Origin of the sequence: Burkholderia sp. BCC0405 (assembly GCF_902833075.1) — a bacterium.
In the GTDB taxonomy this organism is placed as follows: domain Bacteria; phylum Pseudomonadota; class Gammaproteobacteria; order Burkholderiales; family Burkholderiaceae; genus Burkholderia.
In genome coordinates, this window is the sequence record NZ_CADFEO010000019.1 from 1 (window position 1) to 19,446 (window position 19,446).

Here is a 19,446-nt window from a genome sequence, read left to right on the forward strand (position 1 = left end):
GGCCAGGAGAACATGAGCGCGTCGCCGCACGTGCTGCCGGGCTCGCGCGACGGGTTCCGGATGGGCGACGCGAAGCTGGTCGACACGATGATCGTCGACGGCCTGTGGGACGTGTACAACCAGTACCACATGGGCATCACGGCGGAGAACGTCGCGAAGGAATACGGGATCACGCGCGAGGAGCAGGACGCGTTCGCGGCGCTGTCGCAGAACAAGGCGGAAGCCGCGCAGAAGGCCGGGCGCTTCGACGACGAGATCGTGCCGGTGGCGATTCCGCAGCGCAAGGGCGAGCCGCTGCAGTTCGCGACGGACGAATTCGTGCGTCACGGCGTGACGGCGGAATCGCTGGCGGGGCTGAAGCCGGCGTTCTCGAAGGACGGCTCGGTGACGGCGGCGAACGCGTCGGGGCTGAACGACGGCGCGGCGGCGGTGCTGGTGATGTCGGCGCAGAAGGCGGCGGCGCTGGGCCTGACGCCGCTGGCGCGGATCAAGGCGTACGCGAACGCGGGCGTGGATCCGAGCGTGATGGGGATGGGCCCGGTGCCGGCCTCGCGCCGGTGCCTGGAGCGAGCGGGCTGGACGCCGGGCGACCTGGACCTGATGGAGATCAACGAGGCGTTCGCGGCGCAGGCGCTGGCGGTGCACAAGCAGATGGGCTGGGACACGTCGAAGGTGAACGTGAACGGCGGGGCGATCGCGATCGGTCACCCGATCGGTGCGTCGGGCTGCCGGATTCTGGTGACGCTGCTGCACGAGATGGCCAAGCGTGACGCGAAGCGCGGGCTGGCGTCGCTGTGCATCGGCGGCGGGATGGGCGTCGCGCTCGCGGTCGAGCGCACCTGAGCGGGGCCTGACACACGTCCCGCATGTGGCGCCGGCCGGCGCCGCACGCGGGTGGAGCGGTTTTCGCGCACGACAAGCAGTGAACAACACGCGCGAGGTGCCGGTGCGTGCCGCGCCCGCGACGCGAGCGGCGGCGCATCGAAGCGGTGGGGCGGCAGCCTGTGCGATGCCGTCGCCCCACCTTCATCGATTACTTTTTTGTCGGTAATTAATAGGATGACTAAGCGAATTGCAGTTGTGACTGGTGGAATGGGCGGTCTTGGCGAAGCGGTCAGCATCCGGTTGAACGACGCGGGCCACCGGGTAGTCGTCACGTATTCGCCGAGCAACACCGGCGCCGACCGCTGGCTGACCGAGATGCACGCGGCCGGCCGCGAGTTCCTCGCGTATCCGGTGGACGTGGCCGATCACGATTCGTGCCAGCAATGCATCGAGAAGATCGTGCGGGACGTCGGCCCGGTCGACATTCTCGTGAACAACGCGGGCATCACGCGCGACATGACGCTGCGCAAGCTCGACAAGGTGAATTGGGATGCCGTGATCCGCACGAACCTCGATTCCGTGTTCAACATGACGAAGCCCGTCTGCGAAGGCATGGTCGAGCGCGGCTGGGGGCGCATCGTCAACGTCTCGTCGGTGAACGGCTCGAAGGGGTCGGTCGGCCAGACCAACTACGCGGCCGCGAAGGCCGGCATGCACGGTTTCACGAAATCGCTGGCGCTGGAAGTCGCGCGCAAGGGTGTGACGGTGAATACGGTGTCGCCGGGCTACCTCGCGACGAAGATGGTCACGGCGATCCCGCAGGACATCCTCGACACGAAGATCCTCCCGCAGATTCCGGCGGGCCGGCTCGGCAAGCCCGAGGAAGTCGCGGCGCTGGTCGCTTACCTGTGCTCGGAGGAGGCCGGCTTCGTGACGGGCTCCAACATCGCGATCAACGGCGGCCAGCACATGCACTGACGCACGGTGGCCCGGGCCGCATTCGCGTGCGTTTCGGGCCGCGTTCCGCTATATCCAGTGCCGGAGCGGCGGCAGGCACGCCGCTTCGGCCTCGCATTCCGGAGAAGGCATGGGTGACACCTGGATGGGACTCGTGATCGGCGGCACGGCACTGGCCGTCGGGTTGACGATGGCGATCGTGCTCCACTGGCTGGAGCGGCGTCGCGCGCGGTTGTTGCGGAACTTCGATCATCGCGACTGCTGGTTCGTCGCGTATGGCAAGTGCTTTGCCCGCCGGCCGGCGAGGCTGGCACGCCGCATGCACGGCGTGCGTTGACGCCGGCGACGTCGTGCCAACGCGACGCCGCGATTGACGAACGGTCACGCATCGCGCGCATGCGGTCGGTGATGCGCGCGATGCGCTTGATCAATGGCTTGTTTCGCTCTTTCCGGCCGACTCGCCCGCGTCTTTCTTGTGGAAGATCCGCTTCGTCGTGCGCTTGGTGGCATCCCAGCCTTCACGCGACACGTGTGCGACCCCGTGCCCGACCGCCTTCGCAGCGCTCGCGGTCGCGTGGCCGAAGCTGCGGGCCGCCTCGCCGGTCTTGTGCGCGGCTTCCTTCGAATCGCGCTTGATGTCCTGCTTCACTGCCGACATGTCCGCATGCGCGATCGGGCTGATCAGCGCCAGAACGAGCGCGGTGCCAATGAACTGACGAACTTTCACGATCGGGTTTCCTTCCGTTGAGCAAGCGGCGTCATCGAGGATTCGCATCGCCGGCTGGCGCCGGGCGAAACGCGCCGGCCGCCGACGCGCGCTGCACCGTAGCGTGCGACGGCCGCCGCGACGCGCGCGTCGAAGCCGTCCTGGGTGAGGCCGAGCCGTGCGAGGCGGTTGTTGTGGCACGCGAAGTCGGCGAGGCCGGCACGCGCGGGCTGCGCATCGACGCCGCCCACCGCACCGATCCATGTGTCGAGATCCGCACGCTCGAAGTCGCAGGGCCGCGGCCCGCTGCGCGCGTCGTGGCGCAGCGCATCGAGGGTCGCGTCGAGGCCGCGGCAGATGCAGCCGGTGACGGTGAAGCGCGAGAGCAGGAGAGGTTTCACGAGGGGCGCATCCGGTGGCCGGAACGGGTGCCGCAGCAGGGCTGGCAGGCGCGCCGTTCGAGGTCGGATTTTATCAAACGGGGGGGGCCGAACCGGCCGGCACGCCCGGCTCGCCGGGCGGCTCAGGCGCGCGCGCCGCGCGCAGCGTGGTCCATCGCAACTGCGCGTCGACGGCGAGCGCGATCGACGTGCCGCGCAAGTCCGCACGTGTCGGCAGCGGTGCGTGGCGCGCGACCTCGACGTCGGTGATGAACGGCGCGAACCGGTCGGGCTTGACAGCGATCCCGCGCGGCGATTGCTCCGTTTCCGTCTTCAATCCCGCGCCGGGGTGCCGCTTCGTTTCAATTCGGCCAGTAATGAACGTGTCATCGGATGTAAACATCTGGTAATTTTCTGCCGGATTATGCAAAATCGCCGCTCCCAAATACAACTATCGAGGGATTCCGGGATGCAACTCAAGAAAGCGGTGGCAGCGTGTGGCGTGGCGTTTCTGTTGAGCGCGTGCGGCGGGGTGCAGAGCCTTGACGCGAACAGCCTGACGTCGGCGGGGGCCAGCCTGTACAAAGCAGCGACGCTGTCGGATGCCGACATCGCCGCACTGTCGAACGAATCGTGCAAGTCGAGCGACGCCGAATCGAAGGTCGCGCCGGCGAACAGCGCGTACGCGAAGCGCCTGACGAAGGTGATGAAGGGGTTCGGCGACATGACGCTGAACGGCCAGAAGATCAACTACAAGGTCTACATGACCAAGGACGTCAACGCATGGGCGATGGGCAACGGCTGCGTGCGCGTGTACAGCGGCCTGATGGACATGATGAGCGACGACGAGCTGCGCGGCGTGATCGGCCATGAAATGGGCCACGTCGCACTCGGTCACTCGAAGAAGGCGATGCAGACCGCCTATGCGGTCAGCGCGGCGCGCACCGCGGCCGGCGCGGCATCGCCGGGCGTCGCAGCCCTGACGAGCTCGCAGCTCGGCGACATCACCGAGAAGTTCATCAACGCGCAGTTCTCGCAGACGCAGGAAAGCGCGGCCGACGACTACTCGTTCGACCTGATGAAGCAAAAGAGCATGAACCAGAAGGGCCTCGTCACCGCGTTCCAGAAGCTGGCGAAGCTCGACGGCGGCCAAAGCTCGATGATGAGCTCGCACCCGTCGTCGACGAGCCGCGCGCAGCACATCGAGGATCGCATCGCGAAGGGCAGCTGATCGTCCGTTCGACCGCCGGCCCGCGCCGGCGATCGGCATGCGAAAAGAACAACCCCACGCCCGCCCGGGCGTGGGGTTTCGTTTTGTTGGGCCTGGCTGCGCGCCGCTTACGGCACCATCCCCGGCAGCACATACGCCTGCGCGAGCGTGATCAGCCCGACGATCACCGCGAACAGCAGGCTGTGTCGCACCGTGAAGCGGAACAGCTCGGATTCCTTGCCGACGAGGCCCGTTGCCGCGCAGGCGACCGCGATCGACTGCGGCGAGATCATCTTCGCGGTCACGCCGCCCGTCGTGTTCGCGGCCACCGCGAGCGTCTCGGGCACGCCGAGCTGGTGCGCGGTGGCCTGCTGCAGCGAGCAGAACAACGCGTTCGACGACGTGTCCGAGCCCGTCAGGAACACGCCGAGCCAGCCGAGGAACGGCGAGAAGAACGGGAACGCGGCGCCGGTTGCGGCCAGCATCAGCGCGAGCGTCGACGACATCCCCGAATAGTTCGCGACGAACGCGAACGCGAGTACGAGGCCGATCGACAGGATCGGGCGCGTCAGTTCCTTCAGCGTCTCGCCGAACGTGACGAGCGCGTCGCGCGGCCTCATCCGCAGCAGCGCCATCGAGATCAGCGCGGTCACGAGGATCGCGCTGCCCACCGCCGATACGAGATCGATCTTCAGCACGGCGTCGAGCGCCTTCGGCGTCGCGGCGATCGGCGCGGTCTTCACGACGAGCTGGTCGAGCCCCGCCACATGGAACTTCAGCACGGTCGACGCGAGCGCGCCGTGCGCGGCGAACAGCGCCTTGAACGGCGCGAGGCTCCATACGGTGACGACGGCCGTCAGGATCAGGAACGGCGACCATGCACGAACGGTCTGCGCGAGCGTGTACGGCGACGCCTGCCGGCTCGTGCCGGCGCCGAAGCCGTTTCGCGAGCCTGCGCCGCCGAAGCCCGCGAGCGCGGCACTGCCGCCCGACGCGACGAGGCCGTGGGCCGTCTGCTTCGCGGTGCGCGGCTGCCAGACCTTCAGGAACGCGGCGAGCGCGACGAGGCTGACGAGCGACGACGTGATGTCCGGCAGTTCGGGCCCGATGTGGTTCGACGTGAAGTATTGCGTCACCGCGAAGCTGCCGCCCGCGACGAGCGCGGCCGGCCACGTTTGCCGCACGCCGCGCAGCCCGTCCATCATGAACACGAGCCAGAACGGTACCGCGAGCGACAGCAGCGGCAGCTGGCGGCCGGCCATCGCGCCGATATGGAACGGGTCGATGCCCGTCACCTGCCCGGCGACGATGATCGGGATGCCCATCGCGCCGAACGCGACCGGCGCTGTGTTTGCAATCAGACACAGTCCCGCCGCGTGCAGCGGCTTGAAGCCGAGCCCGACGAGCAGCGCGGCCGTGATCGCGACGGGCGCGCCGAAGCCGGCCGCGCCTTCGAGGAACGCGCCGAACGAGAAGCCGATCAGCAGCATCTGCAGGCGCTGGTCGTCGGTGATCGACAGCACGGACGCGCGAATGATGTCGAACTGGCCGGTCTTCACGACGATCTTGTACAGGAACACGGCCGCGACGATGATCCACGCGATCGGCCACAGTCCGTAGGCGAAGCCGAAGCCGGCCGCCGCGAGCGCCTGCGGCACGGGCATCCCGTACGCGAGGATCGCGACGCCGAGCGAGAGCAGCAGCGTGATCGCCGCCGCGACGTGGCCCTTGAGCCGCAGCGCGGCCAGCGCGACGAAAAAGAAGATGATCGGGATTGCGGCGACGAACGCCGACAGCCCGAGGCTGCCGAGCGGCGTGTAGATCTGGTGCCAGGCCTGCATGGATGTCTCCTCCATAGGTTTTGTCGGTACGGCTTGAAAAACGGAACGGCTACTCGGGCTGGCCGCGTGCGCGCAGCAGGTCGGACAGGCTGCGCGGCGCCGGTTCGAGCGGCGTGCGGTGCTGCGTCCAGCCCATCTGTTTCGCGGGCGTCAGCGCACGCAGCCGCGTTGCGGTCCAGCGGAACGCGCGGTACGCGCGCGGATGCGCGAACGCACCCGACCAGAAGCGCCAGACGAGGTCTTCCGCGCGGGTGTAGTTCGCGCCCTGGCCGCGCAGCGGATGCGCAACGGGTTCGTCGGGCTTGCGGTTTGCTTCAGTGCGCAGCCGCACGAGCAGTTGCGGGATCGGGATCCGCACCGGGCACACCTCGCCGCAGGCGCCGCACAGCGTCGATGCGGTCGGCAGGTCGGCCGTCGCGTCGAGGCCGAGCAGGTGCGGCGAGATGATCTTGCCGATCGGGCCCGGGTAGGTCGTGCCGTATGCGTGGCCGCCGATGCGCGTATAGACAGGGCAGTGATTCATGCATGCGCCGCAGCGGATGCACTGCAGCGTCGCGCGCAACTGCTCGTCCGCGTAGGCCTGCGTGCGGCCGTTGTCGAGCAGCACGAGATGCAGCTCGCGCGGGCCGTCGCGTTCGCCGTCGCGGCGCGGGCCCGAGATCAGGTTGAAGTAGGTCGTGATCGCCTGGCCGGTGGCCGAGCGCGTGAGCAGGCTCGACAGCGGCACGATGTGCTCGAGCTTCTCGACGACCTTCTCGATCCCCATGATCGCGACGTGCGTGTCGGGCACCGTCGTCGACAGGCGGCCGTTGCCTTCGTTCTCAACGAGCCACAGCGTGCCCGTGTCGGCCGCCGCGAAGTTCACGCCCGACAGGCCGATGTCCGCATCGGCGAACGCGCGGCGCAGCGCGCGCCGGCCGGTCTGGATCAGCTCGTCGACGTCTTCCGTGTAGCGCGTGCCGGGGATGTGTTCCTCGAACAGCTCGGCGATGTCGGCGCGCGTCTTGTGGATCGCCGGCATCACGATATGCGACGGCTTCTCGCCCGCGAGCTGCACGATGAATTCGCCCATGTCGGATTCGATGCAGTCGACGCCGTGCTCCGCGAGGTAATGGTTCAGCTCGATTTCCTCGCTCGCCATCGACTTGCCCTTGATCACGCGGCGCGCCTTCTTCGCCTGCGCGATGCCGAGCACGATCGCGTTCGCGTCGGCCGCCGTTACGGCCCAGTGCACATGCACGCCGGCTTCGGTGAGCTTCGTCTCCAGCCGTTCGAGCAGCGCGGGCAACTGCGCGAGCGCATGCTGCCGCACCGCTTCGCCGAGGTCGCGCAGTTGCTGCAGCTCGGCGTCGTCGGGGAACTGCGTCGAGCGCTTGCCCTGCAGGAAGTCCATCGCGCCGCGAAAGCTCTTGCGCAGCGCGGGATCGTCGAGCGCGGCGCGCGCGCGGGTCTTGAAGTCGCCGGGGGCGACGAATTGCAGCGTGTGGTCGCTCATTGCGGGAGATCCTCGCTGGCGGCGGCGGCCGGGCGAGCGGTTGCCGTATCGGTGACGATCACGACCCACAGACGGCGCGGGCCGTGTGCGCCATAGGCGAGCGTTTGCTGGATGTCGGAGGTCTTCGACGGGCCCGACACCAGCACGAGGTTGGTCGGCATGCCGGCGTGCCAGCGCTCCGCGTGCACGGCCGCATGCAGGTCAGGATGCAGCGTGCCCGCGTGGACGAGCGCGACATGCAGCGGCGGCACCAGCGACACCGTGCGCGGCGTGCCGGCATCGGGTGCGAGCACGACGGTGCCGGTAGCCGCGATGCCCGAGCGCGCAACGGTGAAGCCCGCGTCGATTGTGTCGAACAGTTCGGCCATCCACGTGTCGATCGGACGGTCGAACGGCACGGGCGCGACCGTGTCGGGCAGCGCGCGGGCGAGCGCCGCGGATTCGGCGCGGGCCGGGTCGAGCAGCAGGCGGCGCACCCCGGCCTCGGCGAGTCGTGCGGCTAGCTGCGCGGGCCATTCGTCACCGGTCGCGCACCAGATGTCCGCATGAGACGCGGCAAGCGCGGCCTGCATCGCGTGGGCCAGCGTGTGCGGATCGCGTGCGGTTCCGGCCTGCGCGCGGCGCGTGTCGTAATGCGTGTCGATGCGTGCGTCGAGCGCGGGGGCGGCCTCGGCGGCGACACCCGGCGCGGCGGCGCGCAGCCGCTGAAGGATTGTGTCGCGCGCGCTCATGGCTTGTCTCCGCGCAGCGACGCGGCGCCTGCCGTGCGGCGCCACAGGAAGCTCGCGAGATGCTCGACCGGCAGCGGCGCGCCGGACTTGTCGGCCGCGTGGCCGATGTTCAGCAGGCAACCGCAGTCGGCGGATACGAGCCGGTCGCAGCCCGTCGCGCAGGCCGACGCGACCTTGTCGCGCACCATCGCGCCGGAGATGTCGGGATGCTTCAGCGAGAACGTGCCGCCGAAGCCGCAGCATTCGGATTCCCGTTCATGTTCGATGCGCGTCACCCCAGGCAGCGCGTCGACGAGCGCGACGCCGTGCACGCGTGTGCCCATCTCGCGGCGGGCCGCGCACGACGTGTGCAGCACCACGCGCTCGTCGGCGCCGGCTGGCGCGGCGAGCGCATCGAGCCGCACGTCGAGCACGTGCACGAGGAATTCGGTGAGTTCGTAGGTACGTTCCGCGATCGCGCGGGCCTTGGGGCCGTGGACGGGATCGTCGGCGAACAGCGCCGGCCAGTGGTGCCGGATCATGCCGCCGCACGAGCCGGACGGCACGATCACGGGCCACGATTCGGCGAACAGGTCGAGCTGCGCGGCCGCGACGCGGCGCGCTTCGTCGGGATTGCCGCTGCTGTAGGCCGGCTGCCCGCAGCAGCTCTGGCCGCGCGGATAGTGGACGGTCAGGCCTTCGCGTTCCAGCAGGCGGACCGCATCGAGCCCGGCTTCGGGGACGAACAGGTCGACCAGGCATGTCGCGAACAGGTAGACGTGCGCGGGGGCGGCGGCGGGGTACTGCCTTTCGTTCATGTCTCGCTCCAGAGGCGCCGGCCCGGCATGCGGATGCGGGACGACGATTTCGCTGCATAATTCCCGCGACGGCGCCGTAGCTCAAATTGGTTGGGCCAATCGGCGCGGCAGGCATTCCGCAGGAGACGCGACGATGGCAGCGATGACGGCACGGGGCCGGACCGAAGTGGTGATGCGCAAGATCGAGACGGCGCTGCTCGACGGCACGTGGCCGGCCGGCGCGCGCCTGCCGGCCGAGCGCGTGCTCGCGCAGGAATACGGCGTCGCGCGCAATACGGTGCGCGAGGCGACCCAGCGGCTCGTCGCGCGCGGGCTGCTGCAGAGCCGGCGCGGCGCGGGCGTCTACGTGACGGACCAGTTGCGTGCCGGGATCGCGTCGCCGTGGGGCCAGCTGGTCGCCGATCATCCGGCGCTGCGCGACGACATCCTCGAGTTCCGCCGCGTGCTCGAAGGCGCGACCGCCTATTTCGCCGCGCTGCGCGCCGATGCGAACGACCGGCGCCGGATCCGTGCGCTGCTGCGCGAGCTCGAAACCGCGCACGCGACCGGCGCCGCGGCCGTCGAAGCCGCGACCGACGCGAAGCTGCACGAGGCGATCGCGCTCGCGTCGCACAACACGATGTTCCTGCACCTGCATACGAGCGTGATCGGGATGCTGCGCGAGCACATCTCGATCAACGTGGCGGGCATGACGACGCACGACGAGCAGGCGTCCGAGCTGCTGTTGCTGCAGCACCGCGTCGTGTGCGACGCGATCTGCGCGCAACGGCCCGAGGAGGCGCGCACCGCGATGCAGACGCATATCGACTATGTGCGCAGCCATTTCGAACGCAGCGGCGATGGCGCCTGATATTGGTTGGACCGCTTCGACGCCTGGCCCGCCCTGCGGGCGCTTCCGGCGCGGTGGGGGATCGATAGCCGGCAGGCGGGTGCAAGTCGGCGGTCTGAAGCCCGGTCGGTGCCGCTTGCGCGATTGACCGGTTCGTCCGGCGCCCACTAGAATCGGCCGGAACCGTGCGCCAGCCGCGCGTTGCGGCGCATGCGGGCCGTTTGTTCCGCCAGTCGAGGAAGTTTCCGTGTTCACGTCTTTGATCCGGCGCGCACCGGCCGCGCTGTCGTGGCGCGCCGCATGCCGCCTGGCCCGCACGCTGGCCGCCGGTGTGCTGCTGTCGCTCGTCGCCGCCTGCGCGACACATCCGCCCGCCACCACGCTCGATCGCCCGGTCTCCCATGCGTTGCCGCCCGATACCGCGACGCCGCTGCGCGAGGCGCTGGTCGCGCCCGAGGCCGCGCATCCGGGCCAGTCGGGTTTCCGGCTGCTGCCGGAAGGCGCCGAGGCGCTGCAGATGCGCATCGCGCTCGCACGGGCCGCGACGAAGACGCTCGACATGCAGTACTACATCGCGACCGAGGACACCACGGGCAAGCTGCTGCTCGCCGCGGCGCTGTACGCGGCCGATCGCGGCGTGCGCGTACGGATGCTGGTCGACGACCTGAACTTCCGCGACATCGACCGCATCATGGCCGCGCTGAACACGCACCCGAACATCGAGATCCGCGTGTTCAACCCGTTCGGCGCGTCGCAGCACGGCATGGTCGAACGCACGGCCAACTTCCTCACGCGCATCGACAGCTTCACGCGCCGGATGCACAACAAGGCGATGATCGCGGACAACCAGATTGCGATCGTCGGCGGCCGCAACCTCGGCGACGAGTACTTCAATGCGAGCCCGACGCTGCAGTTCCGCGACCTCGACGTGCTGGCCGCGGGCCCCGTGACGAACGACGTTTCGGCGAGTTTCGACGCGTACTGGTCGAGCGCGAGCAGCTATCCGCTGCGTGTGCTGAATCACCAGTCGTTCGATCCGAAGGACCTCGACGCGACGCGCGACGAGCTGCGCAGCCATTGGCGCCAGAACGCCGACCCGTACAACGCGAAGCCGCTGAACGCGACGCCGCTCGCGCAGCAGATCGCGCGCGGCGAGCTCGCGCTCGTGTGGGCGCCGGCCGAGTTCAAGGCCGACGCGCCCGACAAGGTCGCCAAGCCGACCGACGCGTACGTGAGCCCGCCGATGCAGCGCCTCGTCGAGCTCACGCGCGGCGCCCAGCAGGAATTCCTCGCGTTCTCGCCGTATTTCGTGCCGCACGACGCGGGCGTGAAGATTCTCGGCGAGACGACCGCGCGCGGCGTGCGCGTCGCGATCCTCACCAATTCGCTCGCCGCGACCGACGCGGTCGCCGTGCAGGCCGGCTACGGACCGTACCGCGTGCCGCTGCTGCAGCACGGCGTCGAGCTATACGAGTTCAAGGCGCAGCCGGGCCGGCAGCGCCCGCGCCTGTTCGGGTCGCGCTCGCGGGCGAGCCTGCATGCGAAGGCATACGTGATCGACCGGAAGATCCTCGTGATCGGCTCGATGAACCTCGATCCGCGGTCGGCGCACCTGAATACCGAACTGGCGCTCGTGATCCACAGCCCGGCGCTCGCGCAGCAGGTCGCGACGATCTTCGCGCGCGTGACGCAGCCGGATGACAGCTACCGCGTGAGCCTTGTGACGCCGGCGGGCGGCGGGATGCCCGAACTCGAATGGACGGGCACCGACAACGGCCGGCCGGCCACCTATCACGTCGATCCGCACGCAGGGCTGCTGCGCAACCTGATGACTGGCATGTTCATGCTGCTGCCGGTCGGCGACCAGCTTTAAGGGGACGGAAGCGCTTTGGCTAAACCCGCGTTTCCGGTGCGCGGGGAATGATGATATGGTTGTGTGCGCAACTAATGTGGCGTGCAAGACGGTGCCTCCAGGCAGCCCACAGCCCGCGTACCGCGCACACCCGCAACCGGAGTTCCCCCATGCAACGTGTCCCGAACCAGCCGTTCACGCGTCCCGCCCGTTTCTCCGAAGCCGAATGGCAGGCACGCGTGCAGCTCGCGGCGGCTTACCGCATCTTCGATCATCTCGGCTGGACCGAGCTGATCTACAACCATATCTCGCTGCGCGTGCCGGGCGAGGACGGGCATTTCCTGATCAACCCGTTCGGGCTCCATTACCGCGAGGTGTGCGCGTCGAACCTCGTGAAGATCGATATCGACGGCAACGTGATCGGCCATTCCGACTGGCCGATCAACCCGGCCGGCTTCACCTTCCATAGCGCGATCCATGCGGCGCTGCCCGATGCGCACTGCGTGATGCACGTGCACACGACGCCGACGATGGCCGTGTGCTGTTCGCGCGACGGGCTGTCATTCTCGAATTTCTATTCGGCGCAGCTGTACGGGAAGATCGCGTATCACGACTTCGAGGGCATCACCGTGCATCTCGAAGAAGGGCGGCGCATCGTCGAGAGCGCCGGCGGCCGGCCGGTGCTGCTGTTGCGTAACCACGGGCCCGTGACGATCGGCGCGACGCTCGCGCAGACGTTCTCGCTGATGTGGCTGCTCAATCGCGCGTGCGAGGTGCAGGTCGCCACGCATGCGATCGGCGACGCGCGGTCGATCGCGCCGCCCGTGCTCGAAGCGTGCGTGCGCGATTCGCTGAATTTCGATCCGAAGCATGGCGCGGGGCAGGACGCGTTCGACGCGCTGCAGCGTATCGTCGATCGCATCGATCCCGGCTATCGCGCGTGACGCGCAGCGGTCAGAAACGGTAGCCGAGGCCGGCCTGGATCACGTCGGTGTCGCGGTTGTACCGCGTGACCACACGGTTCCACGTGATGCGCGTGAGCCAGCGATCGGATATGCGGTAGCTGGCCGAGATCGACACGATGCCCGAGAACCGGCCGTCGCCGGGCCCTGGCTGGTCGCGCCGGTTGCGCTGGTCGATCGTGAAATAGGCGCCTGCGCCGGCCGCCAGCGTGACCCTGTCGTTCAGGAACGCGCGCGTGAGCCACAGCTCGGACGCGATCCCGTTGCGGCGGATCGATTGCTTCGCGCCTTCGTACATCCAGGTCGCGGTCCAGTCGACGGTGCGCGTCAGGCCGCGCCGGTACTCGAGACTGCCGCCGAGCGTCGATGGCGACGAGCGGCTGTTCAGGATCGTCTCGCCGAGCATCGCGGTGACTTCGTTGTTCGTGACCTTGCCGGTGCGCGTCAGCGGCGCATCGCGCGGGCCCGGCGTATCCGGTGCGTCGAGCTGGTAGCCGATGCCGAACATGACGGAAGTGGTATCCGGCCCGCTGAACACTTGCGCGCGGTTGAGCTGCAACTGCGCGACCCAGCGGTGCGACGTGTAGTACGCGGCGCGCACGCTCATCAGTACGCCCCAGCCGTGCGAGTTCGCGTAGCCGCGGCCTTCGACCGCCGGCACCGTGTCGAAGTAGCGGTAAGGGCCTGCGCCGGCCGATAGCACGAAGCGGCGGTTCTCGAGCGGCAGGCGCCCCCAGAACTGGATCGACTGGCCGTCACGGTGATGGTTCGGAATGTGGCCCTCGTTGTACCAGGTAAAGCCGAGCGCGGTATACGGGCTCAATCCTTCCTGATAGTCCATCGCCCACGAATAGGTGCGGTCGCCACCGCCCCGGAGCGAGCCGGCGAGCAGCGAGAATTCCTGCGCTTCGGCGGGGGCGGCATGAAGGGCGGCGACGGAGCAAAGACATGCCAGCACCGGTCGCACGCGGGCGGGGCGGATCGGGCGAGGCGTGGGGTGACGGATCGGCATGGTGTTGTTGTTCCAGTCACGGTGGCACGCAGTCATTTTCTCGTGAGCGCGGCGGCCTGTCGATGGATGCTCGCACAACGTCCTGTTACATATCATCACCGGCACGACGGCGACGTGATGTCATCGTCGTGCAACGATCGACGGAATCGTTTGCGTTTCGTCCGTGCAGTGCAATCGCGTGGCGCGCGAGCCGTTCGCGGCGGGCAGGTGCTTCGGTATCCTTGGTTTGATGCGCGGTGGTGCGCGTCGCGATGCATGTCCGCGTGGCCGGGCCTGCCGGGCCAGCGAGCGGCGCGCCCCAAAAAAAACGCGGCCGGGCGGCCGCGTGAATACTCGCAGACTCCTTCGGACGAAGGAAACAAGCAACTGTGAGACGCAGTGTAGCGAAAGGTCGCGCGTGGATTGAGTCATCGGGCTGCAAAGGTCCGTTCCAGGTTGACGCAGACTGACACGTCGCGCGCCGCGCGAGATAGCCGGCCGTGCGTGGCGCGGCGATTCGCTGCATGGCCGTTCGGGGGACTCCCGGAGCGGCGGCGATCGACTACCATCATGTCTGGCGCCCCCGCTCGGGCGGCGTACAACGTCGTACAAGGAGAGTCCATGCTCAAGCTGCGTTTGCTCCAGGTCGCGTTACTCGCGGGGGTGCTCGCCGCCGGCAGCGCCGCTGCCGAAACGGTGCGCCTGACCGCCAATCTCCAGCCGTCGAGTGAAGTACCACCGACGGCGACCAAGGGTTCGGGCGACGTCGAGGCCACCTACGACACGGCCACCCACATGCTGCAGTGGAAGGTCACTTACGAGCACCTCACGGGGCCGGCCACCGCCGCGCACTTCCACGGGCCGGCACCGGTTGGCCAGAACGCCGGCGTGCAGGTGCCGATTCCGAAGGACGAGCTGGCAAGCCCGATCAAGGGTTCGAAGGAGCTCACCGACGCGCAGGTCACCGACCTGATGGGCGGCAAGTGGTATTTCAACGTCCATACGAAGGAGCACCCATCCGGCGAGATCCGCGGCCAGGTGATGCCGGCGAACTGAGTGCCGGCGTTTGATATAGAGGCACCTGTCGAGCGATACGGGTGCGATCGCACGTACCATCGTCACACTGTGATTACGGAGTGCGTCCGATGAGTTGGCAAAGCAAATTCGCGTGCTGGCTGCTGCGCTGGCAGTTCCGTCCCGAGACCACGCGCGAGGTGCTCGATCCTGCCCGCGCACGGCGCTTTACCGACCTGCGAATGTATGTGCCGCGCCGCGCGCCGTCGGGCTACCGGCTGCGCCAGTGCTACGGCGCTGGCGACGCGCCGCTGCGCGGCGAATGGCTCGAACGCACCGATGCGGGCGCGGGTCGCGGGCCCGGCCGTACGCTGCTGTACTTCCACGGCGGCGGTTACTACTTCTGTTCGACGAAGACTCACCGGCCGCTCGTGTTCGGCCTGACGAAGCGCGCGGGCGTGCGCTCGTTCTCGCTTGACTACCGGCTCGCGCCCGAAAACCGTTTCCCGGCCGCGCTCGACGATGCGCTCGCGGCGTACCGGCAATTGCTGGCGCTCGGCACGCCGCCCGAGTCGATCGTGCTCGGCGGCGATTCGGCGGGCGGGGGCCTCGCGCTCGCGACGCTCGTTGCGCTGCGCGACCGTGGCGAGCCGCTGCCGGCCGGCGCGATCCTGTTCTCGCCGTGGACCGATCTGGCGGCCACCGGCGCGACGCTGCGCACGAACGACGGCGCCGATCCGATGTTCGCGGGCGCGGCGCTGCCGAAGGCCGCGAAGCTGTACCTGGGTGACGAGCCGGGCACGAATCCGTACGCATCGCCGCTCTATGCGGATTTCGCGGGCCTGCCGCCGTTGTATATCCAGGTCGGCAGCACCGAGGTGCTGCTCGACGATTCGCGCCGCGTCGCCGAGAAGGCGAAGGCGGCCGGCGTGGCGGTGGAGATCGAGGTGTGGCCGGACATGCCGCACGTGTGGCAACTGTACGCGCCGATGGTGCCGGAAGCACGCGACGCGCTCGACCGTGCGGCCACGTTCCTGCGCCGCGTCGCGGTCGAACGTGCGGTTCAGCGTGCCGGCGAGGCGTCGATCGCCTGATAGGCCGCCTTGACGGCCACCGAGCCGTACTTGCGCTCGAGCCGGCGCACGGTGAAATGGCCGTGCGCCATCTGCTGGAAGTGGTCGATGAACAGCGTATTGACGGTCGCGCCGAGCACGGCGCCGATCGCCGGAATCGATTTCGCGGCCATCTGCTCGGTCACCTGCACCGAGAAGCGCGACGCCACCGTCTGCACGAGCTTGAACACGGCCGCCGAGCTGTGCGCGGCGATGCCCTTCGTCGTGATGTCCGACGATGCCTTCGAGATCGCCTGCGCGAGCGCGCCGCGCAGCACGAAATAGCCGAGATCGGCGTCCTCTTCCTGCTTGTCCGGGTTGCCACCCATGCCGAGCACGGCCAGGCATTGCAACTGCGTATCGACCGAGCTCAGGTCTTCGCCCTCGCTGCGCGCGATGTCGCACACCGAGCGGAAGATCAGCGTTGTCGTCACCGGCAGTTCGACCGGCAGCGCGAGAAAGCCGAACGCGCCGCCCGCCGCGCCGGTGGTCGCCACTGCGAGCTTGTGCAGCAGGTTGCTCGGCTTGTCGGGCTCGGCGTCCGGCGCCGGCGGCTTGCCGAGCGTGCGCAGCGCGATGTTCAGGCACTTGCGCAGCGCGAGCTGCGTCGCGTCGTTGATCTTGCCTGTCGCGAAATCCGGCAGCCGGGCGATCATTTTCTCGACCGGCGCGCCCAGCATGCCCGTCAGCTTCATCGTCAGCGACGGGCTTTCCAGCACCTGCTTCGCGCGCCACAGCGCGTCCCGATCCTCCTGCGACAGCGTGGTCGCGGGGGTGATTGAAATCGGTTCCATCTTTCTCCTTGGGGGGCTGAGCCAGTTTGACCGTCGCCGGCCTAGATTACTCCGGCATGCTAGAATTTTGAGATTGTTTGACTCGTCAAAAGTTGCGCCAACAAAAAATGGCCGTCCATACTGCCGCCCACCATTCGAGCGGGCAAGTCCTGCCGTTCCGTGAATCGCTGCTGGCGATGATCGGGATCTCATTTGTCACCATGCTCGTCGCGCTCGACCAGACCGTCGTCGGCACGGCGCTGCCGACCATCGTCGCCGAGCTTCGCGGATTCGAACTGTACGCGTGGGTCGCGACCTCGTACCTGCTCAGTTCCGTGATCACGGTGCCGATCTTCGGCCGCCTCGGCGATTATTACGGCCGCAAGCCGTTCGTCATCGCGTCGATCGTCGTGTTCACCGGCGCGTCCGTGCTGTGCGGAATGGCGAACGACATGCTGATGCTCGTGCTCGCGCGCGGGCTGCAGGGGATCGGCGGCGGGATGCTGGTCGGCACCGCGTTCGCGTGCATTCCCGACCTGTTCCCCGATTCCGTCGTGCGCCTGCGCTGGCAGGTGCTGATGAGCTCCGCGTTCGGCATCGCGAACGCGGTCGGCCCGTCGCTCGGCGGCGTGCTGACCCAGTCGTTCGGCTGGCGCTCGGTGTTCTACGTGAACCTGCCGGTCGGCCTGCTGTCGCTGCTGTTCGTGTGGCGTTACCTGCCGCACCTGCGCCACGTCGAGCACGATCGCAAGATGCGGCTCGACTGGCCGGGCGCGCTGCTGATCGCGCTGTCGCTCGGCGCGCTGCAGTTGTTCGTCGAATGGCTGCCGAAGTACGGCGTCGCGAGCTGGGCATCGCTGCTGCTCGTCGTCGCGGTCGCGGCCGGTTTCGGCCTGTGGCACTGGGAGCGGCGCTGCGCGCAGCCGATCTTGCCGTTCGACATGTTCGGCAACCGCGCGCTGTCGGCACTTTTCGTGCTGGCGATCCTCGCCGGCTTCTCGATGTTCTCGCTGCTGTTCTATGCGCCGCTGCTGTTCCAGGGCGGGTTCGGGATGTCGCCGAAGGAGGCGGGGCTCGTGATCACGCCGCTCGTCGTGTTCATCACGATCGGCAGCATCATGAACGGCCGGGTCGTCACGCGCATCCGCAATCCGAACGCGATGCTGCACGTCGGCTTCGTGCTGTTCGCGATTACCTGTGCGGGCATCGTCGTATCGACCCACACGACGCCGAAGTGGGTGCTGATGGCGCTGATGGTCGCGGGCGGCATCGGGCTCGGCTTCGTGCTGCCGAACCTCACCGTCTTCGCGCAGCAGACGGCTGGCCGCGAGCATCTCGGCATCGCGACGGCGCTGTTGCAGTCGCTGCGGATGGTCGGCGGGATGGTCGGCACCGCGCTGACCGGCACGCTCGTCAACCAGATGTACTCGAGCGGCGTGCGCAGTGCGCTGTCGGCCGATCATGCGACCTCGTGGCATGCGCAGCTCGCCGATCCGCAAATCCTGATCGATCGGGCCGCGCAGGGCGGTCTGGTCGCGGAGCTGACGCGTGCCGGGCATAATGGCGCGCTGCTGCTGGAAGCGGCCCGCGAGTCGCTCGTTGGCGCGATCCACCTGGGCGTCGCAATGGCGGCCGTCGTCGCCGTGGTGTCGGTGTGGCAGTGCCGCCGCGTGCCGCCGATCGTACTGCGGCACAAGATCGAACCGCATGTCGCGGCCGACTGAACGATTGAACGAGTAGAACTGAGCGCATGGAAGAACAGGACCGCGTCGCGATCTTGCAGCAATTCGGACGCACGTATCGTGCGTTCACGATCGCGTTCGAGGCGCACGTCGGGCAACCGATGCCGCGCTGGCGCATCATGGTCGCATTGCACACGATGGGCGGCCATTCGTCGCAGAAGAAGCTCGTCGAAGTGCTGCGCATCGATCCGGGCGCGCTCACGCGCCAGTTGAAGTTGCTCGACGCGCTCGGTTGGATCCAGCGTGAATCCGACGCACGCGACAATCGTGTGACCAACGTGACGCTGACGGACGACGGCCGCGCCGCGTTCGACGCATGCCTGCCACGCCGCAAGGCGTTTCTCGAACAGACGATGGCGCAATTGCCGGACGATGTGCTGAATGCGCTGTCGGGCGCGCTGGCGATGCTGGAGGCGCGGATCGCGGACGTCGGCTCGACACCGGCCGCGCGCTGAAGCGCGCGGCAGGGCGGCGCGAGCACGCCGCCGGCCGGCCCTTCATCTCAGTTCACTTCCGATTTACAGCTCGATGCGCGTCCCCAGCAGCGCGAGGAACTGCGCGAGCCAGGCCGGATGCGCGGGCCACGCGGGCGCGGTGACGAACGGCGCGTCGGTCACGGCCGCGTCGACCGGGATGTCCGCGTATTCGCCGCCCGCGAGCTTCACCTCGGGCGCGCAGGCCGGGTAGGCCGAGATGCGCTTGCCGCGGATCACGTCGGCGGCCGCGAGCAGTTGCGCCGCGTGGCAGATCGCGGCGATCGGCTTGCCGGCTTCGGCGAACTCGCGCACGAGCGAGATCACCTTCGGATCGAGTCGCAGGTATTCGGGGGCGCGGCCACCCGCGATCGCGAGCGCGTCGTAGCGCGATGCGTCGACGTCGTCGAACGCCGCGTTCAGCGTGAACTGGTGGCCGGGTTTCTCCGTGTAGGTCTGGTCGCCCTCGAAATCATGGATCGCGGTCTTGATCTTGTCGCCCGCGCGCTTGCCCGGGCAGACTGCATCGACGTGGTGGCCGACGGCCTGCAGCGCCTGGAACGGCACCATCGTTTCGTAGTCTTCGGCGAAATCACCGGTCAGGAACAGGATCTTCTTCGCGGCCATGGCTTTCTCCAGTGGAACTGCGTTGAGGGCCCGCGCGGCAGGCGCGTGCAACGCCCGCCTGGGGCCCCGAGGACGAAAGCGCAGTGTACTCCGGCCGCTTGAAGCGCGCGTGACGGCCGCCCCCCGCGC

Annotated in this window: 20 protein-coding genes and 1 pseudogene; 11 read left to right on the top strand and 10 right to left on the bottom strand. The window is 68.3% G+C overall.

Going from position 1 to position 19,446, the window contains the following annotated elements; genetic code table 11:
• The 3 genes from HWX36_RS26845 to HWX36_RS26855 all read left to right on the top strand — a co-directional run.
• The coding region (locus HWX36_RS26845; RefSeq protein WP_175956267.1) for an acetyl-CoA C-acetyltransferase at positions 1–843 on the top strand (843 nt) is incomplete at its 5' end.
• Between the two features lie 216 nt (positions 844–1,059).
• Positions 1,060–1,803, top strand: a complete 744-nt coding sequence (gene phbB, locus HWX36_RS26850) for an acetoacetyl-CoA reductase (RefSeq protein WP_175956268.1) — start codon at positions 1,060–1,062, stop codon at positions 1,801–1,803.
• Positions 1,804–1,912: 109 nt separating this feature from the next.
• On the top strand, positions 1,913–2,119 hold the full coding sequence (locus HWX36_RS26855) for a hypothetical protein (RefSeq protein WP_175956269.1): 207 nt from the start codon (positions 1,913–1,915) through the stop codon (positions 2,117–2,119).
• A 90-nt stretch (positions 2,120–2,209) separates the two neighbouring features.
• Here HWX36_RS26855 and HWX36_RS26860 read toward each other — a convergent pair whose 3' ends face one another.
• The 3 genes and pseudogenes from HWX36_RS26860 to HWX36_RS26870 form a co-directional block, all read right to left on the bottom strand.
• The gene (locus tag HWX36_RS26860; protein WP_175956271.1) at positions 2,210–2,557 is read right to left on the bottom strand and encodes a hypothetical protein; all 348 of its coding nucleotides are present in this window, start codon (positions 2,555–2,557) and stop codon (positions 2,210–2,212) included.
• A gap of 32 nt (positions 2,558–2,589) precedes the next feature.
• Positions 2,590–2,889: pseudogene (locus HWX36_RS26865) on the bottom strand (beta-ketoacyl-[acyl-carrier-protein] synthase II); the annotation flags it as partial.
• 73 nt (positions 2,890–2,962) lie between these two features.
• Entirely contained in the window at positions 2,963–3,271 is a 309-nt protein-coding gene (locus tag HWX36_RS26870; RefSeq protein WP_175956266.1) for a hypothetical protein, read from the bottom strand.
• 66 nt (positions 3,272–3,337) lie between these two features.
• Between HWX36_RS26870 and HWX36_RS26875 the strand changes: the two genes are divergently transcribed.
• Positions 3,338–4,099, top strand: coding sequence for a M48 family metalloprotease (locus HWX36_RS26875; protein ID WP_175956273.1), 762 nt, complete (start codon positions 3,338–3,340; stop codon positions 4,097–4,099).
• 107 nt (positions 4,100–4,206) lie between these two features.
• Here HWX36_RS26875 and HWX36_RS26880 read toward each other — a convergent pair whose 3' ends face one another.
• From HWX36_RS26880 to HWX36_RS26895, 4 genes are read right to left on the bottom strand one after another with little or no spacing between them, the layout of a single operon-like run.
• Positions 4,207–5,919, bottom strand: a complete 1,713-nt coding sequence (locus tag HWX36_RS26880; RefSeq protein ID WP_175956275.1) for a lactate permease LctP family transporter — start codon at positions 5,917–5,919, stop codon at positions 4,207–4,209.
• Between the two features lie 49 nt (positions 5,920–5,968).
• Positions 5,969–7,414 carry a LutB/LldF family L-lactate oxidation iron-sulfur protein gene (locus HWX36_RS26885; protein ID WP_175956277.1) on the bottom strand — a complete coding sequence of 482 codons (1,446 nt, stop codon included), beginning with the start codon at positions 7,412–7,414 and terminating at the stop codon, positions 5,969–5,971.
• Complete coding sequence (locus tag HWX36_RS26890; RefSeq protein ID WP_175956279.1) at positions 7,411–8,145, bottom strand: lactate utilization protein C; 735 nt, start codon at positions 8,143–8,145, stop codon at positions 7,411–7,413. Before HWX36_RS26890 ends, HWX36_RS26885 begins: the two co-directional genes overlap by 4 nt.
• Complete coding sequence (locus HWX36_RS26895) at positions 8,142–8,942, bottom strand: (Fe-S)-binding protein (protein WP_175956281.1); 801 nt, start codon at positions 8,940–8,942, stop codon at positions 8,142–8,144. The genes HWX36_RS26890 and HWX36_RS26895 overlap by 4 nt, the downstream gene beginning before the upstream one ends.
• A 133-nt stretch (positions 8,943–9,075) precedes the next feature.
• Between HWX36_RS26895 and HWX36_RS26900 the strand changes: the two genes are divergently transcribed.
• From HWX36_RS26900 to HWX36_RS26910, 3 genes are all read left to right on the top strand, one after another.
• Entirely contained in the window at positions 9,076–9,792 is a 717-nt protein-coding gene (locus tag HWX36_RS26900; protein WP_175956283.1) for a FadR/GntR family transcriptional regulator, read from the top strand.
• Between the two features lie 226 nt (positions 9,793–10,018).
• On the top strand, positions 10,019–11,644 hold the full coding sequence (locus HWX36_RS26905; RefSeq protein ID WP_175956285.1) for a phospholipase D family protein: 1,626 nt from the start codon (positions 10,019–10,021) through the stop codon (positions 11,642–11,644).
• A 149-nt stretch (positions 11,645–11,793) separates the two neighbouring features.
• Entirely contained in the window at positions 11,794–12,567 is a 774-nt protein-coding gene (locus tag HWX36_RS26910; protein WP_175956287.1) for a class II aldolase/adducin family protein, read from the top strand.
• Between the two features lie 10 nt (positions 12,568–12,577).
• On the opposite strand, the gene HWX36_RS26915 is transcribed toward HWX36_RS26910, so the two are convergent.
• The gene (locus HWX36_RS26915; protein WP_175956519.1) at positions 12,578–13,597 is read right to left on the bottom strand and encodes a hypothetical protein; all 1,020 of its coding nucleotides are present in this window, start codon (positions 13,595–13,597) and stop codon (positions 12,578–12,580) included.
• A 600-nt stretch (positions 13,598–14,197) separates the two neighbouring features.
• Here HWX36_RS26915 and HWX36_RS26920 point away from each other — a divergent pair.
• Positions 14,198–14,632, top strand: coding sequence for a CHRD domain-containing protein (locus HWX36_RS26920; protein WP_175956289.1), 435 nt, complete (start codon positions 14,198–14,200; stop codon positions 14,630–14,632).
• 89 nt (positions 14,633–14,721) lie between these two features.
• On the top strand, positions 14,722–15,684 hold the full coding sequence (locus HWX36_RS26925; RefSeq protein WP_175956291.1) for an alpha/beta hydrolase: 963 nt from the start codon (positions 14,722–14,724) through the stop codon (positions 15,682–15,684).
• Here the strand turns inward: HWX36_RS26925 and HWX36_RS26930 are convergent.
• Entirely contained in the window at positions 15,654–16,496 is an 843-nt protein-coding gene (locus HWX36_RS26930) for an EcsC family protein (protein WP_043190554.1), read from the bottom strand. The genes HWX36_RS26925 and HWX36_RS26930 overlap by 31 nt on opposite strands.
• A 107-nt stretch (positions 16,497–16,603) precedes the next feature.
• On the opposite strand from HWX36_RS26930, the gene HWX36_RS26935 reads away from it, so the two are divergent.
• Positions 16,604–18,199 carry an MDR family MFS transporter gene (locus tag HWX36_RS26935; RefSeq protein ID WP_175956293.1) on the top strand — a complete coding sequence of 532 codons (1,596 nt, stop codon included), beginning with the start codon at positions 16,604–16,606 and terminating at the stop codon, positions 18,197–18,199.
• Positions 18,200–18,225: 26 nt separating this feature from the next.
• A complete protein-coding gene (locus HWX36_RS26940) occupies positions 18,226–18,672 on the top strand; it encodes a MarR family transcriptional regulator (RefSeq protein ID WP_175956295.1) in 447 nt (148 codons plus the stop codon).
• A gap of 63 nt (positions 18,673–18,735) precedes the next feature.
• Here the strand turns inward: HWX36_RS26940 and HWX36_RS26945 are convergent, their stop codons facing one another.
• Positions 18,736–19,317, bottom strand: coding sequence for a DJ-1/PfpI family protein (locus HWX36_RS26945; RefSeq protein ID WP_021161332.1), 582 nt, complete (start codon positions 19,315–19,317; stop codon positions 18,736–18,738).
• Between the last annotated feature and the right edge of the window lie 129 nt (positions 19,318–19,446).

Bases quoted from the DNA above. Each gene is read 5' to 3' on its own strand.
- HWX36_RS26915 (WP_175956519.1), bottom strand. From the start codon at position 13,597: ATGCCGATCCGTCACCCCACGCCTCGCCCGATCCGCCCCGCCCGCGTG.
- HWX36_RS26895 (WP_175956281.1), bottom strand. From the start codon at position 8,942: ATGAACGAAAGGCAGTACCCCGCCGCCGCCCCCGCGCACGTCTACCTG.
- HWX36_RS26885 (WP_175956277.1), bottom strand. From the start codon at position 7,414: ATGAGCGACCACACGCTGCAATTCGTCGCCCCCGGCGACTTCAAGACC.
- HWX36_RS26900 (WP_175956283.1), top strand. From the start codon at position 9,076: ATGGCAGCGATGACGGCACGGGGCCGGACCGAAGTGGTGATGCGCAAG.
- HWX36_RS26925 (WP_175956291.1), top strand. From the start codon at position 14,722: ATGAGTTGGCAAAGCAAATTCGCGTGCTGGCTGCTGCGCTGGCAGTTC.
- HWX36_RS26860 (WP_175956271.1), bottom strand. From the start codon at position 2,557: ATGCGAATCCTCGATGACGCCGCTTGCTCAACGGAAGGAAACCCGATC.
- HWX36_RS26890 (WP_175956279.1), bottom strand. From the start codon at position 8,145: ATGAGCGCGCGCGACACAATCCTTCAGCGGCTGCGCGCCGCCGCGCCG.
- HWX36_RS26910 (WP_175956287.1), top strand. From the start codon at position 11,794: ATGCAACGTGTCCCGAACCAGCCGTTCACGCGTCCCGCCCGTTTCTCC.
- HWX36_RS26880 (WP_175956275.1), bottom strand. From the start codon at position 5,919: ATGCAGGCCTGGCACCAGATCTACACGCCGCTCGGCAGCCTCGGGCTG.
- HWX36_RS26870 (WP_175956266.1), bottom strand. From the start codon at position 3,271: ATGTTTACATCCGATGACACGTTCATTACTGGCCGAATTGAAACGAAG.
- HWX36_RS26940 (WP_175956295.1), top strand. From the start codon at position 18,226: ATGGAAGAACAGGACCGCGTCGCGATCTTGCAGCAATTCGGACGCACG.
- HWX36_RS26945 (WP_021161332.1), bottom strand. From the start codon at position 19,317: ATGGCCGCGAAGAAGATCCTGTTCCTGACCGGTGATTTCGCCGAAGAC.
- HWX36_RS26920 (WP_175956289.1), top strand. From the start codon at position 14,198: ATGCTCAAGCTGCGTTTGCTCCAGGTCGCGTTACTCGCGGGGGTGCTC.
- HWX36_RS26930 (WP_043190554.1), bottom strand. From the start codon at position 16,496: ATGGAACCGATTTCAATCACCCCCGCGACCACGCTGTCGCAGGAGGAT.
- HWX36_RS26875 (WP_175956273.1), top strand. From the start codon at position 3,338: ATGCAACTCAAGAAAGCGGTGGCAGCGTGTGGCGTGGCGTTTCTGTTG.
- HWX36_RS26855 (WP_175956269.1), top strand. From the start codon at position 1,913: ATGGGTGACACCTGGATGGGACTCGTGATCGGCGGCACGGCACTGGCC.
- HWX36_RS26935 (WP_175956293.1), top strand. From the start codon at position 16,604: ATGGCCGTCCATACTGCCGCCCACCATTCGAGCGGGCAAGTCCTGCCG.
- phbB (WP_175956268.1), top strand. From the start codon at position 1,060: ATGACTAAGCGAATTGCAGTTGTGACTGGTGGAATGGGCGGTCTTGGC.